Origin of the sequence: Ancylobacter sp. IITR112 (genome assembly GCF_041415945.1) — a bacterium.
Taxonomy (GTDB): Bacteria; Pseudomonadota; Alphaproteobacteria; order Rhizobiales; family Xanthobacteraceae; genus Ancylobacter.
The window spans coordinates 3,121,317-3,135,733 of record NZ_JBGCUS010000001.1 but is presented as its reverse complement, the minus strand read 5'-3'; the positions used below and the strand labels follow the sequence as shown (position 1 = coordinate 3,135,733).

Below are 14,417 nucleotides of genomic sequence, written 5' to 3'. Positions count from 1 at the left end.
GGCCCTGGCGGCCGTCGAGGAGAGTACCATGGGCAAGCATGTCGCCGTCCTGATGGGCGGCTGGTCGCCGGAGCGGCAGGTGTCGCTTTGGTCGGGCGAAGCCTGCGCGAAGGCGGCGGAAAGCGTTGGCTACCGCGTGACCCGCGTAGATGTCGGGCGCGACATCGCGCAGGTGCTGACAGCCCTCAAACCCGATGTGGCGCTTAATGTGCTGCATGGCCGGCCGGGCGAGGACGGCACCATCCAGGGCATTCTGGAAATCCTGCGCATTCCCTACACCCATTCCGGGGTGCTCGCCTCGGCGCTGGCCATGGACAAGCGGCAGGCCAAGATCGTGCTGGCCGCGCACGGCATTCCCGTGCCGGAAGGGCGCATGGTGAGCCGGGCCGAGGCGGCCCGCGAGCATGTGCTGCCGCGCCCCTATGTGCTCAAGCCCAATACAGGGGGGTCGTCGGTCGGCGTGTTCATCGTACGCGAGGACCAGGAGCATCCGCCGCAGGAGCTTCACCGCCCCGACTGGGGATTCGGCGAGGACCTCGTCGCGGAGCGCTATATCCCCGGATTGGAGCTGACCTGCGCCGTCATGGGCGACGAAGCGCTCGGCGTTATCGAAATCCAGTCCGACCTAAAGTTCTATGATTACGAGGCAAAATACGCTCCGGGCGGTTCGCGCCACATTCTGCCGGCCCGAATTTTACCGAATATTTACCAAAAGGCGCAGATGTTAGCGGTCAGGGCGCATCGCGCTCTCGGCTGTCGGGGCATCAGCAGGACGGATTTCCGCTACGACGACCAGACCGGGGATGAAACCGGCCTTGTCTGTCTGGAGGTCAATACGCAGCCCGGAATGACCGAGACGTCGCTTGTGCCCGAATTGGCAGCCCATGCGGGCCATTCGTTCGGTGAGCTTGTACGATGGATGGTGGAGGACGCTTCGCTCGATCGCTGACCCCGCGGCAGACGCCGGCGGGCAAGCGGACCGGCGCGGCCACCGGCGATTCGAATCGCGGCGCGCGTCCGCGCGTCCCGGTGCGCACGGCCAAGGCGGCCGAGCGCACCCGCCTGCTCGATCGCGCCATCATCGGCGGCCGCCGATTCCTCGTCCGCCTGTGCACCTCCCGTGCCGCCTTCTCCGGCGCGGGCCTGTGGCTCACCGCCGGGCTGTTCGCCGCCACCGGCCTTTACGGCATGCAGCGCGGCGGCCATATGCCGGCGGCGATCGAGACCGCCCGCGATTTCGGCGATGCCGCCGCCAATCTCGCTGGCTTCCGCATCGCCAACATCAACCTGTCGGGCCAGAATCACGTCACGCCGGGCGACATTCTCGCCACTGCCGGGGTGAAGCCGACCTCGTCGCTGCTGTTCCTCGATGCCGAGGGCGCGCGGATGCGGCTGGAAGAACTCGCCTGGATCAAGCGCGCCACGGTGCAGAAGCTCTATCCCGACCGCCTCGACATCCAGGTCGTCGAGCGCGAGGGCTACGCGCTCTGGCAGAAGGACGGGCGGATCAATGTCATCGCCCGCGACGGCACGGTGATCGCCCCCTATTCCGACGATCCGCGCTATATCCGCCTGCCCATCGTGGTCGGCGACGGGGCGGAGAATCATGTGGTCGAGATCGTCGAGGCGCTCAGCCTCGTACCCGGCGTGCGCGACCAGGTGCGCGCCGCCATCCGGGTCGCCGACCGGCGCTGGACGCTGAAAATGCGTAACGGCGTCGATGTGCGCCTGCCGGAAGAGGGGCTGAACGACGCGCTCGAACAGCTCGCCCTGCTCGACCAGCAGAAATCGCTGCTCTCGCGCGACATCACCATTGTGGACCTGCGTCTCCCCGACCGGGTTTCAGTCCGGCTTTCCGATGCCGCCTATGCCGCACGCGAGGCGGAACTGAAGGCGAAGGCCAAGGCGAAGAAGGCGGGCAGCTCATGAGAACCCGCGCACCTTTCGAGATCGCTCCGAAAATGCGGCCGCTGGCGCCGCGCCGCACCGGCGTGGTCGGCGTGCTGGAAGTCGGCACCTCCAAGATCGTGTGCATGATCGCCCGGCTGAAGCCGCGCGAAGCGACCTCCAGCCTGCGCCGGCGCACCCATTCGGTGGATGTGCTCGGCATCGGCCACACCAGCGCCCACGGCATCAAGGGCGGCGCTGTCATCGACATGGAGCGCGCCGAATATGCGATCCGCCGCGCGGTGGACGCGGCCGAACGCACTGCCGGCGCGCAGATCGCCTCCGTCATTGTCTCCATGGCAGGGGGGCGGCTCGCCTCCGAGCATTTCGCCGCCGAGGTCGACCTGCCGGAACCGGCGGTGGCGGAAGGCGACATTCGCCGCGTGCTCGATGCCGCCTCCACCTTCGCCGTCGGCGAGGGGCGCACCATTCTGCACGCGCTGCCGGTTGGCTATGCGATCGACGGGGTCGCCGGCATCGGAGAGCCGCGCGGCATGCTCGGGCGCCGACTCGGCGTCGACCTGCATGTCGTCACCGCCGAAGCGGCCGCGGTGCGCAACCTGCTTCTGTGCATCGAGCGCTGCCATCTCGGGGTCGAGGCGATGGTCGCCGCGCCCTATGCGGCGGCGCTGTCCACCCTCGCGGATGACGAGGCGGAACTGGGCGTGACCTTGATTGACTTCGGCGCCGGCACCACGACGGTGGCGGTGGTGGAGAACGGCCATTGCGTGCATGTCGACGGCATCGCCATTGGCGGCCAGCATGTGACCAACGACGTGGCGCGCGGCCTGTCCACCCGCCTCGCCGATGCCGAGCGGCTGAAGAGCCTGCATGGCGGCGTCATCGCCATGGGCGCGGATGAGCGCGAAATGCTCACCGTGCCGAGCATTTCCGACGACCATGACCTGCCCCGGGTGATTCCCAAGGCGAAGCTGATGCGCATTGTGCGCCCGCGCGTCGAGGAGATCGTGGAACTGGTGCGCGACCGCCTGCACGCCTCCGGCCATGCGGCCGGGGCGGGGCGGCGCATCGTTCTCACCGGCGGCGCTGCGCAACTCACTGGCCTTGCGGAGCTTGTCGGTAACATACTGGGACCACAGGTGCGAATCGGTCGTCCGCTCGGTATTTCCAAGCTGCCGGAGGCGACGCGCGGCGCGCCCTTCGCCGTGGCTACCGGGCTTCTGGTCTATCCGCAGGTCGCGGGGCTCGAACATTTCGAGGCCCGTCGCCGCCGCCTCTCGCAGGGCGACGGCTCCGGCTACTTCTCGCGCGTCGGCCACTGGCTGAGGGAGGCCTTCTGACGTGCACCATCTAATCCGCGCCGGCGGAACCGGCACCACAGGGATCATGACGGGCCGCGTGCCCGCCGGCGTTAGGGGACACTAGAATGACCATCAACCTCCAGGTACCGGACATCCGCGAACTGCGTCCCCGCATCACCGTCTTCGGTGTCGGCGGCGCCGGCGGCAACGCGGTCAACAACATGATCACGGCCGGCCTGACGGGGGTCGACTTCGTGGTCGCCAACACCGACGCGCAGGCGCTCACCCTTTCCAAGGCCGAGCGCATCGTGCAGATGGGCGTCGCGGTTACCGAGGGTCTCGGCGCCGGTTCCCAGCCGGAAGTCGGCCGCGCCGCCGCCGAGGAAGCCCTTGACGAGATCCGCGATCACCTCGCCGGCGCGCATATGGTGTTCATCACCGCCGGCATGGGCGGCGGCACCGGCACCGGCGCCGCCCCGGTCATCGCCCGCGCGGCCCGCGAACTCGGCATCCTCACCGTCGGTGTGGTGACCAAGCCCTTCCATTTCGAGGGCCAGCGCCGCATGCGCATCGGCGAGATGGGCATTAACGAGCTGCAGAAGGGCGTGGACACGCTCATCGTTATCCCGAACCAGAACCTGTTCCGGGTGGCCAATGAGCGCACCACCTTCGCCGATGCCTTCGCCATGGCGGACCAGGTGCTGTATTCCGGCGTCGCCTGCATCACCGACCTGATGGTGAAGGAAGGCCTCATCAACCTCGACTTCGCCGATGTGCGCGCCGTGATGCGCGAGATGGGCAAGGCGATGATGGGCACCGGCGAGGCCTCCGGTGAGCAGCGCGCCCGGCACGCGGCGGAAGCGGCGATCGCCAATCCGCTGCTCGACGAGGTGTCGATGCGCGGCGCGCGTGGCCTGCTGATCTCCATCACCGGCGGCAAGGATCTTACCCTGTTCGAGGTGGACGAGGCGGCGACCCGCATCCGCGAGGAAGTCGACCCCGACGCCAACATCATCCTCGGCGCCACCTTCGACGAGACGCTGGAAGGGCTGATCCGCGTGTCGGTCGTTGCCACCGGCATCGACCCGGCGGTGATTCCCGAGCAGATTCCCCACGCGCTGAACAACCTGCCGGACCTCGGCGGCCGCCGCGTCTCCAATGCCGGCCGCGCCGCCGTGGAAGCGCGCCGCGACGCGGCCCTGCGTTCGGTCGCCTCGGCGCTCGATGCGGAAGATTTCGGCGCCTCGCATCACGAGCCGAGCTTCGCCGCCGCCCCGGTCAGCGAGCATCCCTATGGCGAACCCTCCTACGCCCAGCCGTCCTATGCGCCGGCCCCCGCCGCCATTGACGACGTGACCATCCGTCCGCTGGCGCCCAAGCCCACGCTCTATGCCGAGCCGGAACCGGCGCCCTATAATGAGGCGGCCTACGAAGAGCACGCGATCGAGCCGTTCATCCCGCCGCAGGCGGAGCGTCCGGCCCCCCGCATGCCGCGTGTCGACGAACTGCCGATGCCGGCGCAGAATCAGATCCGCGCCGCGCGCGGCGAGATGCCGGACCATCACCAGGCCGAGAAGAAGCGGATGACGCTGCTGCAGCGTCTCGCCCATGTCGGACTTGGCCGCGGCCAGGACGAGGACGAGGTCGAGCCCCCGGCGGATACGCGCCCCGTGGTGCGCCGCGCCCCCGCGCAGCCGGAGCCCCGCCAGGTCGGCGAGATGCGGCCGGAGACCTCGGAATACGCCAAGCGTCCGGCGGCCCGCCCGGCCGATCCGCGCGCCGCGCGCCCGGCCGAGGACGACCATCTCGATATCCCCGCCTTCCTGCGCCGTCAGGGCTGAGGCGGCACGGCAGGCGGAACGTACCGCCTGTTACATAGAGTGCTACGCAATGCAGCGCCCGGACCGCGAGGTCCGGGCGTAGCTATTTGAGATTAAATGATTTTTCAGGATTGTGCGGTAGCGTAAAAGCGGTAACAGACGGTAAGCAAGCGTGATTTGGCGCGGACTCACGGCGCCGTTATCTTGCCAACCAACGATAAGCGTCCGCAGCGGATTCGGTTCCGCAGCCTCTCAAGGTAGCGGCGCACTGTGTTGGTTTCGGGGATTGGGGAGAGCGGGGCGCTCGTCGCTGCCGCTTTTTGGGTCGAATGAACGCTGTACGGCAGACCACCCTTGGCGATGACGTGATGCTCTCCGGCGTCGGCGTTCATTCCGGCAAGATGGCCCGGATGCATCTCTCCCCTTCCGAAGCCGATAGCGGCATCGTTTTCTTCCGCAAGGACACGAATCAGTCGGTGCGCGCCTGCCGCGGCGCGGTGCGTGGCAGCGATCTCGCCACCGTGCTGCGCGATGCGGAAGGTCCGGCCGTGTCCACTGTCGAGCATCTGCTGGCCTGCTTCGCCGGCCTCGGCGTCGACAATGCCCGGGTCGAGATTGACGGCCCGGAAGTGCCGATCCTCGATGGCAGTGCCGGCGAATTCGTGGCGGCGGTGGATGAGGCTGGCATTGTCGAGACCGACCACGCGCGCCGCTATCTGCGTGTGCTCAAGCCTGTGCGCGTCGAAACCGAAGCCGGCTTCGGCGAGATTTCCCCCTATGACATGGGCTTCCGGCTGGAAGTCGAGATCGACTTCGACCATTGCGCCATCGGCCGCCAGCGCTTTGCCGCGACGATGTCGCCCGACGTGTTCCGCAAGGAACTCGCCGCTGCCCGGACGTTCGGCTTTGTCAGCGACGTGGAGCGCCTGTGGCAGGCGGGCTATGCGCTGGGCGCCTCGCTCGACAACACGATCTGCCTCGGCGACGACGGCGTGATGAACACCACCGGGCTGCGCTACGCCGACGAATTCGTCCGCCACAAGGCGCTCGACGCCATCGGCGATCTCGCTATTGGCGGCCTGCCGCTGCTGGCCCGCTACCGCTCCTATCGCGGCGGCCACAAGCTGAATTTCGCCGTCGTCGACGCGCTGCTGTCCGACCGCTCGGCCTATGAGATCGTCGAGGCCCGCATCCCCGCCCGCCGCACGGTCAGCAGCAATGCCGGCCTCGTCGCCGTGGCCGTGCCGGCCTACGCGCCGGAACTGTGAGGCCGTCGCGCTTCCGGCTGTCACGCCGTCGCTTGTCGCGCTACCGCCCGTTGGCGGCTTTCCTGTCGCGCGTCGCTCGTGTATGTCCGCTTTCAGCCGCCGCGTGGTTGCCGGGTCGGGCCGTCTCTCGCCTCTCGGGCGCGTCTCTTGCGCCACATCCGGCCTGAAACGGTGGTCGGCCGCGTCTCTTTGATCTTGGCGCACCCAGGCGCCATAATCCGGTCGGAAAGCCGCCTTAGCGCCTGTCACGCACGTGGCAACGAAACAGCGACCAGATCGGGATCGAACTTGTGATGCGTCTTCTCTGTCTCGGCCAGACTGTTCCCGGCCCCGCAGCGCCCGCCCTCCGCCCTCGCATGGCGCGTTCGGGCCTGATGGCCGTGCGCCTGTTCGGCCTGGTGCTGGCCGGCGCCTCGCTCGGCGGTTGCGCCAGTTGGTTCGATACCAACAAGGAAGAGACGGTCTACCCCGACGTGCCGGCCGAGCAGCGCTACAATGAGGGCCTGACCCTCATGCAGAAGGAAGAATACAAGGACGCGATCACGCGCTTCGAGGATGTCGATCGCCAGCATCCCTATTCGGACTGGGCGCGCAAGGCGCTGCTGATGATTGCCTATATCAACTACACCCAGGGCGATTACGACGAATGCATCGCCGCGGCGCGGCGCTATCTCGCGCTGCACCCGGGCTCGGACGATGCGGCCTATGCGCAGTACCTCGTCGCCGCCTCCTATTTCGACCAGATCCCGGACATCTCCCGCGACCAGCAGCGCACCCAGCGCGCGATGGATTCGCTGGAGGATGTGATTCGCAAATATCCCAATACGGAATACGCCGTCAGCGCCAAGAAGAAGCTCGAAGTCGCCCGCGACCAGCTCGCCGGCAAGGAGATGATGATCGGGCGCTATTACCTCGAACAGCGGAACTATGCGGGCGCCATCAACCGTTTCAAGGTCGTGGTGACACGCTACCAGACCACGCGCCATGTCGAGGAAGCGCTGTACCGGCTCACGGAAGCCTATATGGCGCTTGGCGTTATCAACGAAGCGCAGACCTCCGCCGCCGTGCTGGGCTACAATTTCCCCGACAGTAGCTGGTACAAGGACGCCTACAAGCTCGTGCAGTCGCGCGGCGTCGATCCCAAGCTGAACGAACAGTCATGGATCGCCAAGGCGTTCAAGGGTTTCACCCTCGGCTAGGGAAGAGGGCAAAACCCTCTTCCGCTCCGCCGCGACATGTGAGAACGTAGCGAGAACAAGATGCGCGTCTTTCGGCCGCTGGCGCCAACGCCGCGCATGCTCGTCCCGCAAGGCCACGTTCTGGAGCGTTACCCATGCTGATCGCCCTGTCGATCAGGGATATCGTGCTCATCGAGCGGCTCGACCTCTCTTTCCATGCCGGGCTCACCGTGCTTACCGGCGAGACCGGCGCGGGCAAGTCCATCCTTCTCGATGCCTTCACCCTCGCCCTTGGCGGGCGCGGCGACGGCTCTCTGGTGCGCCAGGGCACCACCCAGGGCCAGGTGACGGCCGAGTTCGACCTCGCCGCCGACCATCCGGTTCGCGGCCTGCTGGCGGAAGCGGGGATCGACGATGACGGCGCGCTGGTGCTGCGCCGGGTGCAGCATGCGGACGGACGCACGCGCGCCTTCGTCAACGACCAGTCGGTGAGCGCGCAGATGCTGCGCACGCTCGGGCGGCGCCTTGTCGAGATCCACGGCCAGCACGATGACCGCGCGCTGGTCGATCCCGTCTCCCACCGCGCCGTGCTCGACGCCTATGGCGGGCTCACCGGCCTTGCCGAGGAGGTGAGCGCCCGGGCGCGCGGCTGGCGCGCGGCGCGCACCGAGGCGGCGCAGGAAAAGGCGCGGCTCGACGAGGCCGCCAAGGAAGCCGATTATATTCGCCACGCGGTGGAGGAACTCACCGCCCTCGGCGCCGAGCCGGGCGAGGAGGAGCGGCTCGCCGCCCGCCGCACGGAGATGATGCGCTTCGAGAAGATCGCCACCGATCTGGCCGAGGCACAGGACGCCGTTGGTGGCAACAACTCGCCCATTCCGGTGCTGGCTGCCGCCGTGCGCCGGCTGGAACGGCGGGCTGGAGAGGTGGAAGCGCTGGTGCGTCCGGCGGTGGAGGCGATCGACGCAGCGCTGAACGCGCTCGACCTCGCCCGCACGCATCTCGACACGGCGCTGCGCGAGGCCGATTTCGATCCGCACGAGCTGGAGCGCCTTGAGGAGCGTCTGTTCGCCCTGCGCGCCGCCGGGCGGAAATATGCCTGTACCGTGGACGAACTGCCCATCGTCGCCACCCGCTTCGCCGACCAGCTCGACGCGCTCGACCATGGCGCGGAGACGCTGAAGGGGCTGGAAGCGCGCGCCGACGCCATGGAAGCGGCTTATCGCCAGGCCGCGCGCGACCTCTCGCACAAGCGCCGCGCCGCAGCGCGGGCGCTGGATGCGGCGGTGAATGCCGAACTGCCGCCGTTGAAGCTGGAGCGCGCCCGCTTCCTCACCGATTGTCAGGTCGACGAGGGCGGGCATGTCGACGGCTATGATCGCATCGAGTTCTGGGTGCAGACCAATCCCGGTACCCGCGCCGGCCCGATGATGAAGGTCGCCTCGGGCGGCGAACTCGCGCGTTTCCTGCTGGCGTTGAAAGTGGTGCTGGCCGACAAGGGCTCGGCGCCGACGCTGGTGTTCGACGAGATCGACACCGGGGTCGGCGGGGCGGTGGCGGACGCCATCGGCGCCCGGCTCGCCCGGCTGTCGGAGCGTGTGCAGGTGGTGGCGGTGACGCATGCTCCGCAGGTGGCGGCGCGGGCGGGCAATCATTTCCGCATCGCCAAGGAAGCGATGGCCGAGCAGGACAGGGTGGCGACGCAGGTCGCCCCGCTTGCCCCCGCTCATCGTCGCGAGGAAATCGCCCGCATGCTCTCCGGCGCCGAGGTGACCTCCGAGGCGCGGGCGGCGGCTGACAGGCTGCTGAAAGGGGCGGCGGCGGAATGATCGTGCCGGCCGCGGCTGCCCGCAGCCTATCGTCGCCGTCGACTTCCGCGCCGGCCTGTCCTATTCGTCCGCACGCTTGTGTCCCTCGTTCCGCCGGCTTCTCATGACGTCCTCGCCGCTCTCCGTGCTTGCCCCGACCGGTGCTGCCGCCGCCGCGCCCCGTCCTGCCGCCGTCGCTGCCATGGCGCCGGAGCTGACCGTGGTGATTCCCACCTTCAATGAGCGCGGGAATCTGGAGCCGTTGGTGGGGCGGCTCGCGGGGGTGCTGGAGGGCATCGCCTGGGAGGCGATCTTCGTCGACGACAACTCCCCCGATGGCACCGCCGACGCGCTGCGCGCCATCGGCCGGCGCGATCCGCGCATCCGCTGCATCCGCCGCGTCGGGCGGCGCGGGCTGGCCGGGGCCTGCATCGAAGGCATGCTGGCGGCGCAGGCGCCGATCGTCGCCGTGATGGATGCCGATCTTCAGCATGACGAGACCCTGCTGCCGCGCATGCTGGAGGCGATGGGCGCGGGCGCCGATGTGGTGGTGGCGACGCGCTACGCGCCGGGCGGCGATGCCGAGGGCTTCAGCGCCTGGCGCGGCCGCGGCAGCCGCCTCGCCACGCGGCTGGCCCAGCGCGTGCTGCATGTCACCTCCTCCGATCCGATGAGCGGCTTCTTCATGCTGCGGCGGGAGACGGTGGAAGAACTGGCGCCGAAACTCTCGACCCAGGGCTTCAAGATACTGCTCGACATCCTCGCCACCGCCAAGGGGCGCTTGAAGGTGACGGAGCTGACCTACAGTTTCGGCGTGCGGCAGAGCGGCGACAGCAAGCTCGACAACCGCGTGCTGATGGATTTTCTCGGCCTGATTGTCGCCAAGGCCACCGGCGGGCTGGTGTCGCTGCGCTTCCTCTCCTTCGCCACGGTGGGCGCGGCGGGTCTCGTCGTCCATCTCGCGGCGCTGCGCCTAGGCCTCGGCCTGGCGCTGAGTTTCCTGGCGGCGCAGACCATCGCCACGGTGACGGCGATGACGTTCAACTATGTGCTCAACAACCTGCTCACCTATCGCGACCGCCGCCTGTCCGGCTTTGCCTTCCTGCGCGGGCTGCTGGCCTTCTATGCCATTTGCGGCCTGGGGGCGGCGGCCAATGTCGGCGCCGCCGACTGGGCCTTCTACCAGACCAAGCAATGGTGGCTCGCCGGCATTGCGGGGGCCTGCGTCGGCGCGGTGTGGAACTATGCGATGAGCCGGGCGCTGGTGTGGAAGGACGCGGCATGAGCCCGTCTGCCGCCGTGCCGTCGCCCGCTGCCTCGCTCTCGCGCGAGGTCGCGACGCGCGGCGCGCTGGCGCTGATCGGGTTGATGCTGCTGTGGCGGCTGGTGCTCGCCGCCTTCGTGCCGCTGGTGCCGGACGAGGCCTATTATGCGCTGTGGGCGCAGGGGCTTTCGGCCGGCTATGTCGACCATCCCCCGATGATCGCGTTCTTCATCCGCGCCGGGCAGGAATTGGTTGGCGACACGCCTCTCGGTATCCGGCTGTTCTGCGTGCTTGCCGCGCTGCCGGCGAGCTGGTTCGTGTGGCGGGCGGCGGACGATCTTCTGGAGGATCCCCGCGCCGGGGCGCTGGCGGCGGTGCTGTTCAACGCCACCATTTTCGGCTTTCTCGGCCTCACTCTGGCGACGCCGGACGCGCCGCTGGCGCTGTTCTGCGCCGCCATGGTGTGGGGCGCGGCGCGGCTGGTGCGCGCCCCCCGGCCGTCGATATGGCTCGCCATGGGGCTGGCGACGGGGCTCGCGGCGCAGTCGAAATATTCCGGCGTGATGCTGGCCGGCGCCTTTGCCCTGGCGGTGCTGGCGCTGGCGCCGCTGCGGCGGCAATTGCTTACCCCCTGGCCGTGGCTGGCAGGGCTGGTGGCGCTGCTGGTGTTCCTGCCCAACATCGTCTGGAACGCGACCCATGACTGGGCGACGCTGACCAAACAGGGCGGCCGGGTGACGGCGCAGGCGCCGTTCCGTCCCGGCTTTCTGCCGGAATTCATCGGCTCGCAGATCGCGCTGGCGACGCCACTGGTGTTCCTGTTCGCCGTCATCGGCCTGCTGCCGGGCCGGGCGGCGGCAATGTTCCGCCCCGGCGGCGGGCGGGGGCTGGTGCTGCTCCTTCTGTTCGTGCCGTTGGCCTATTTCGCGGTGCATGCGCTGCGCGCGCGTGTGGAAGGCAATTGGGTCGGGTTTCTCTACCCGCTGGTCGCGCTCGCGGCGGCGGCGGGCATGCTGGCGCCGGCCGGCAGCGGCTGGTGGGGGCGACACCAGCCGGGGCTGGCGCGGACGACCCTGCCTCTGGCCTTCGGCCTTGTTTTCGCGCTCGGCATTCACGCGCTGTTCGTGCCGACCACGCTCGCCGGCAACAAGGACGCGGTGGTGCGGATGACGCGCGGCTGGCCGGAATTCGCTGCCGAGATCGACGCCCGCCGCCGGCAGATCGGCGCCAGCGCCATCCTGACCAATGATTATCAGATGACCGCCATGCTCAAGCGGGAACTGCCCGGCGTCACCGTGCAGCAATTTGACGAGCGCCAGCGCTATGTGTTCATGAACGAGCCGGAGCCGCTCTCCTTGCCGGGGCCGCTGCTGCTGGTGCTTTCCACCTTCCGTTCCTTCGGCGAGATCAGCGCCGCCTATGGCCGCCAGGACATGGGCGAGGTGTCGCGGCGTTTCCGCGATGTCACCATGCCGCCGGTGCGGCTGTTCCGGCTCGATCCGCTCGCCGCGCCAGCGCCTGCTACCGCCGCGCCCGCTCCCTGATCGGGAGGCTTGAGGCGGCGGGCGATTTCTGGAAAGGGAGAAGGCCCCCGGCGGTGTCCCCGCCCCAGCCTGCGGTGAGTGCCATGTCGCGATCCCTGACGCCTTCCTCCGCCACGCCGGGCGACGACGTGCCGGCTGACGGCCTGCCGAGCGGCGCCGGGTCCGACGATGTGGCGGCGCTGACCGCCGATGCGGCGGCGCGCGAGCATGCGCGGCTTGGCGAGGAGATCGCCGAACATGACCGGCGCTATTATCAGGACGACGCGCCCACCGTCTCCGACGCCGACTATGACGCGCTGCGCCGGCGCTATGAGGCGATCGAGGCGCAGTTTCCTGAACTGCGCGGCATGGACAGCCTGTCGGAAAAGGTCGGCGCCGCTCCCTCCGCCAAATTCGCCAAGGTGCGGCACGCCGTGCCGATGCTCTCGCTCGGCAATGCCTTTTCCGACGAGGAGGTGGAAGACTTCGTCGCCCGCGTGCGCCGCTTCCTCGGCCTTGCCGCCGATGCCGACATCACCCTCACCGCCGAGCCGAAGATCGACGGCCTGTCCTGCTCGCTGCGCTTCGAGAACGGCGTGTTCGTCCAGGCGGCGACGCGCGGGGACGGCTTCGAGGGCGAGGATGTCACCGCCAATGTCCGCACCATCGGCGAGATTCCGCAGCGGCTGACCGGGGCCGATGTGCCGGCCGTGTTCGAGGTGCGCGGCGAGGTCTATATGGGTCACGACGCCTTCGCCGCCCTCAATCAACGCCAGCAGGAGGCGGGCAAGCCGCTCTTCGCCAATCCGCGCAATGCGGCGGCGGGCAGCCTGCGCCAGCTCGATCCGAAAATCACTGCCAGCCGTCCGCTGCGCTTCTTCGCCTATGCCTGGGGCGAGGTGAGTGAAGGTGGGCTCCCCGCCGACACCCAGTTCGGCGTGATCGAGGCGTTCAAACGCTGGGGTCTGCCGACCAATCCGCTCACCGTGCGCTGCCATACGGCGGCGGAACTGCTGGCGCATTACCGGATGATCGGCGAGCAGCGCGCCATGCTTGGCTACGACATTGACGGCGTCGTCTACAAGGTCGACAGCCTGACGCTGCAGGGGCGGCTCGGCTTCGTCTCGCGCTCGCCGCGCTGGGCGCTGGCGCATAAATTCCCGGCGCAGCGGGCCGTCACCCGGCTGGAGCGGATCGAGATCCAGGTCGGGCGCACCGGCGCACTGACGCCGGTCGCCAAGCTTACCCCGGTCACGGTGGGCGGCGTCGTGGTCTCCAACGCCTCGCTGCATAATGAGGACTATATCAGCGGCATTGGCGGCCATGGCGAGCCGATCCGCGGCATCCATGATGGTGAGCCGGTGGACATACGCGAGGGCGATTGGGTGGTGATCCAGCGCGCCGGCGATGTCATCCCGCAGGTGGTGGCGGTGGAGGTCGAACGGCGGCCGGCCGAGGCCAGGCGCTATTCCTTTCCCACGCTCTGCCCCGCCTGCGGTTCGCATGCGGTGCGCGAGGACGGCGAATCGGTGCGCCGCTGCACGGGCGGGCTGGTGTGCCCGGCGCAGGCGGTGGAGCGCATCCGGCACTTCGTCTCGCGGGGCGCCTTCGACATTGAAGGGCTGGGCGAGAAGCAGGTGCAGGCCTTCTATGAGGCCGGGCTGGTCAAGCAGCCGGCGGATATCTTCACCCTGGAGGCGCGCGATTCCGCTCCCGGCGCGCTTACACGGCTGAAGAACCGCGAGGGCTGGGGCGAGACCTCGGCGAAGAACCTGTTCGCCGCCATCTCCTCCCGCCGCCAGGTACCGGTGAACCGCTTCCTCTACGCGCTCGGCATCCGCCATGTCGGCGAGACCAATGCCAAGCGCCTGCTGCGCCATTTTCCCGGCCTCGACGCGCTGCGCGAGGCCGCGCTGGCCGCGATACCGCCGGGCGAGGCGCATCCCAAGGGCAACGACGCCTGGCAGGAGATCATCGGCATTGAGGGCATCGGCGCGGTGGTGGCGGAGGCGGTGGTCGATTTCTTCGGCGAGCCAAACAACCAGGCGGCGGTCGATGCCTTGCTGCGCGAGGTGACGCCCGAACCGATGGAGGCTGTCGCCAGAGCCGGGGCGGTGAGCGGCAAGACGGTGGTGTTCACCGGGGCGCTGGAAAAGATGACCCGCGACGAGGCCAAGGCGATGGCGGAGCGGCTCGGCGCCAAGGTGGCAGGCTCGGTCTCGAAGAAGACCGACTATGTCGTCGCCGGCGCCGATGCGGGCTCCAAGCTCGCCAAGGCACGGGAACTCGGCGTGGCGGTGCTCAGCGAGGACGAATGGCTGGCGCTGGCCGGCGCCGGTTGACAGGT

At 68.7% G+C, this 14,417-nt stretch carries 10 protein-coding genes; all 10 read left to right on the top strand.

Translation table 11 applies throughout. The features are described 5' to 3' along the window. The first annotated feature begins 28 nt into the window (after nucleotides 1-28). The 10 genes from AAC979_RS14940 (at nucleotide 29) to ligA (ending at nucleotide 14,412) form a co-directional block, all read left to right on the top strand. Complete coding sequence (locus AAC979_RS14940) at nucleotides 29-949, top strand: D-alanine--D-alanine ligase (protein ID WP_371347659.1); 921 nt, start codon at nucleotides 29-31, stop codon at nucleotides 947-949. Beyond that, nucleotides 916-1,929 carry a cell division protein FtsQ/DivIB gene (locus AAC979_RS14935; RefSeq protein ID WP_371347658.1) on the top strand — a complete coding sequence of 338 codons (1,014 nt, stop codon included), beginning with the start codon at nucleotides 916-918 and terminating at the stop codon, nucleotides 1,927-1,929. The genes AAC979_RS14940 and AAC979_RS14935 overlap by 34 nt, the downstream gene beginning before the upstream one ends. Beyond that, a complete protein-coding gene (gene ftsA / locus AAC979_RS14930) occupies nucleotides 1,926-3,248 on the top strand; it encodes a cell division protein FtsA (protein ID WP_371347657.1) in 1,323 nt (440 codons plus the stop codon). The genes AAC979_RS14935 and ftsA overlap by 4 nt, the downstream gene beginning before the upstream one ends. An 86-nt stretch (nucleotides 3,249-3,334) precedes the next feature. Next, nucleotides 3,335-5,050 (top strand): cell division protein FtsZ, encoded by a 1,716-nt coding sequence (ftsZ, locus tag AAC979_RS14925; RefSeq protein WP_371347656.1) that lies wholly within the window; start codon nucleotides 3,335-3,337, stop codon nucleotides 5,048-5,050. Between the two features lie 308 nt (nucleotides 5,051-5,358). Then, nucleotides 5,359-6,297 carry a UDP-3-O-acyl-N-acetylglucosamine deacetylase gene (lpxC, locus tag AAC979_RS14920; protein WP_371347655.1) on the top strand — a complete coding sequence of 313 codons (939 nt, stop codon included), beginning with the start codon at nucleotides 5,359-5,361 and terminating at the stop codon, nucleotides 6,295-6,297. A gap of 356 nt (nucleotides 6,298-6,653) precedes the next feature. Beyond that, nucleotides 6,654-7,496 carry an outer membrane protein assembly factor BamD gene (locus AAC979_RS14915; RefSeq protein WP_371347654.1) on the top strand — a complete coding sequence of 281 codons (843 nt, stop codon included), beginning with the start codon at nucleotides 6,654-6,656 and terminating at the stop codon, nucleotides 7,494-7,496. A gap of 134 nt (nucleotides 7,497-7,630) precedes the next feature. Then, nucleotides 7,631-9,304 carry a DNA repair protein RecN gene (gene recN / locus AAC979_RS14910; RefSeq protein WP_371347653.1) on the top strand — a complete coding sequence of 558 codons (1,674 nt, stop codon included), beginning with the start codon at nucleotides 7,631-7,633 and terminating at the stop codon, nucleotides 9,302-9,304. Between the two features lie 103 nt (nucleotides 9,305-9,407). Then, nucleotides 9,408-10,568, top strand: a complete 1,161-nt coding sequence (locus AAC979_RS14905) for a glycosyltransferase (RefSeq protein WP_371347652.1) — start codon at nucleotides 9,408-9,410, stop codon at nucleotides 10,566-10,568. Further along, on the top strand, nucleotides 10,565-12,091 hold the full coding sequence (locus AAC979_RS14900; RefSeq protein WP_371347651.1) for an ArnT family glycosyltransferase: 1,527 nt from the start codon (nucleotides 10,565-10,567) through the stop codon (nucleotides 12,089-12,091). The genes AAC979_RS14905 and AAC979_RS14900 overlap by 4 nt, the downstream gene beginning before the upstream one ends. Nucleotides 12,092-12,174: 83 nt before the next feature. Continuing rightward, nucleotides 12,175-14,412 carry an NAD-dependent DNA ligase LigA gene (gene ligA / locus AAC979_RS14895; RefSeq protein WP_371347650.1) on the top strand — a complete coding sequence of 746 codons (2,238 nt, stop codon included), beginning with the start codon at nucleotides 12,175-12,177 and terminating at the stop codon, nucleotides 14,410-14,412. Nucleotides 14,413-14,417: the final 5 nt, after the last annotated feature.

Bases quoted from the DNA above. Each gene is read 5' to 3' on its own strand.
- AAC979_RS14940 (WP_371347659.1), top strand. From the start codon at position 29: ATGGGCAAGCATGTCGCCGTCCTGATGGGCGGCTGGTCGCCGGAGCGG.
- AAC979_RS14935 (WP_371347658.1), top strand. From the start codon at position 916: ATGGATGGTGGAGGACGCTTCGCTCGATCGCTGACCCCGCGGCAGACG.
- ftsA (WP_371347657.1), top strand. From the start codon at position 1,926: ATGAGAACCCGCGCACCTTTCGAGATCGCTCCGAAAATGCGGCCGCTG.
- ftsZ (WP_371347656.1), top strand. From the start codon at position 3,335: ATGACCATCAACCTCCAGGTACCGGACATCCGCGAACTGCGTCCCCGC.
- lpxC (WP_371347655.1), top strand. From the start codon at position 5,359: ATGAACGCTGTACGGCAGACCACCCTTGGCGATGACGTGATGCTCTCC.
- AAC979_RS14915 (WP_371347654.1), top strand. From the start codon at position 6,654: ATGGCGCGTTCGGGCCTGATGGCCGTGCGCCTGTTCGGCCTGGTGCTG.
- recN (WP_371347653.1), top strand. From the start codon at position 7,631: ATGCTGATCGCCCTGTCGATCAGGGATATCGTGCTCATCGAGCGGCTC.
- AAC979_RS14905 (WP_371347652.1), top strand. From the start codon at position 9,408: ATGACGTCCTCGCCGCTCTCCGTGCTTGCCCCGACCGGTGCTGCCGCC.
- AAC979_RS14900 (WP_371347651.1), top strand. From the start codon at position 10,565: ATGAGCCCGTCTGCCGCCGTGCCGTCGCCCGCTGCCTCGCTCTCGCGC.
- ligA (WP_371347650.1), top strand. From the start codon at position 12,175: ATGTCGCGATCCCTGACGCCTTCCTCCGCCACGCCGGGCGACGACGTG.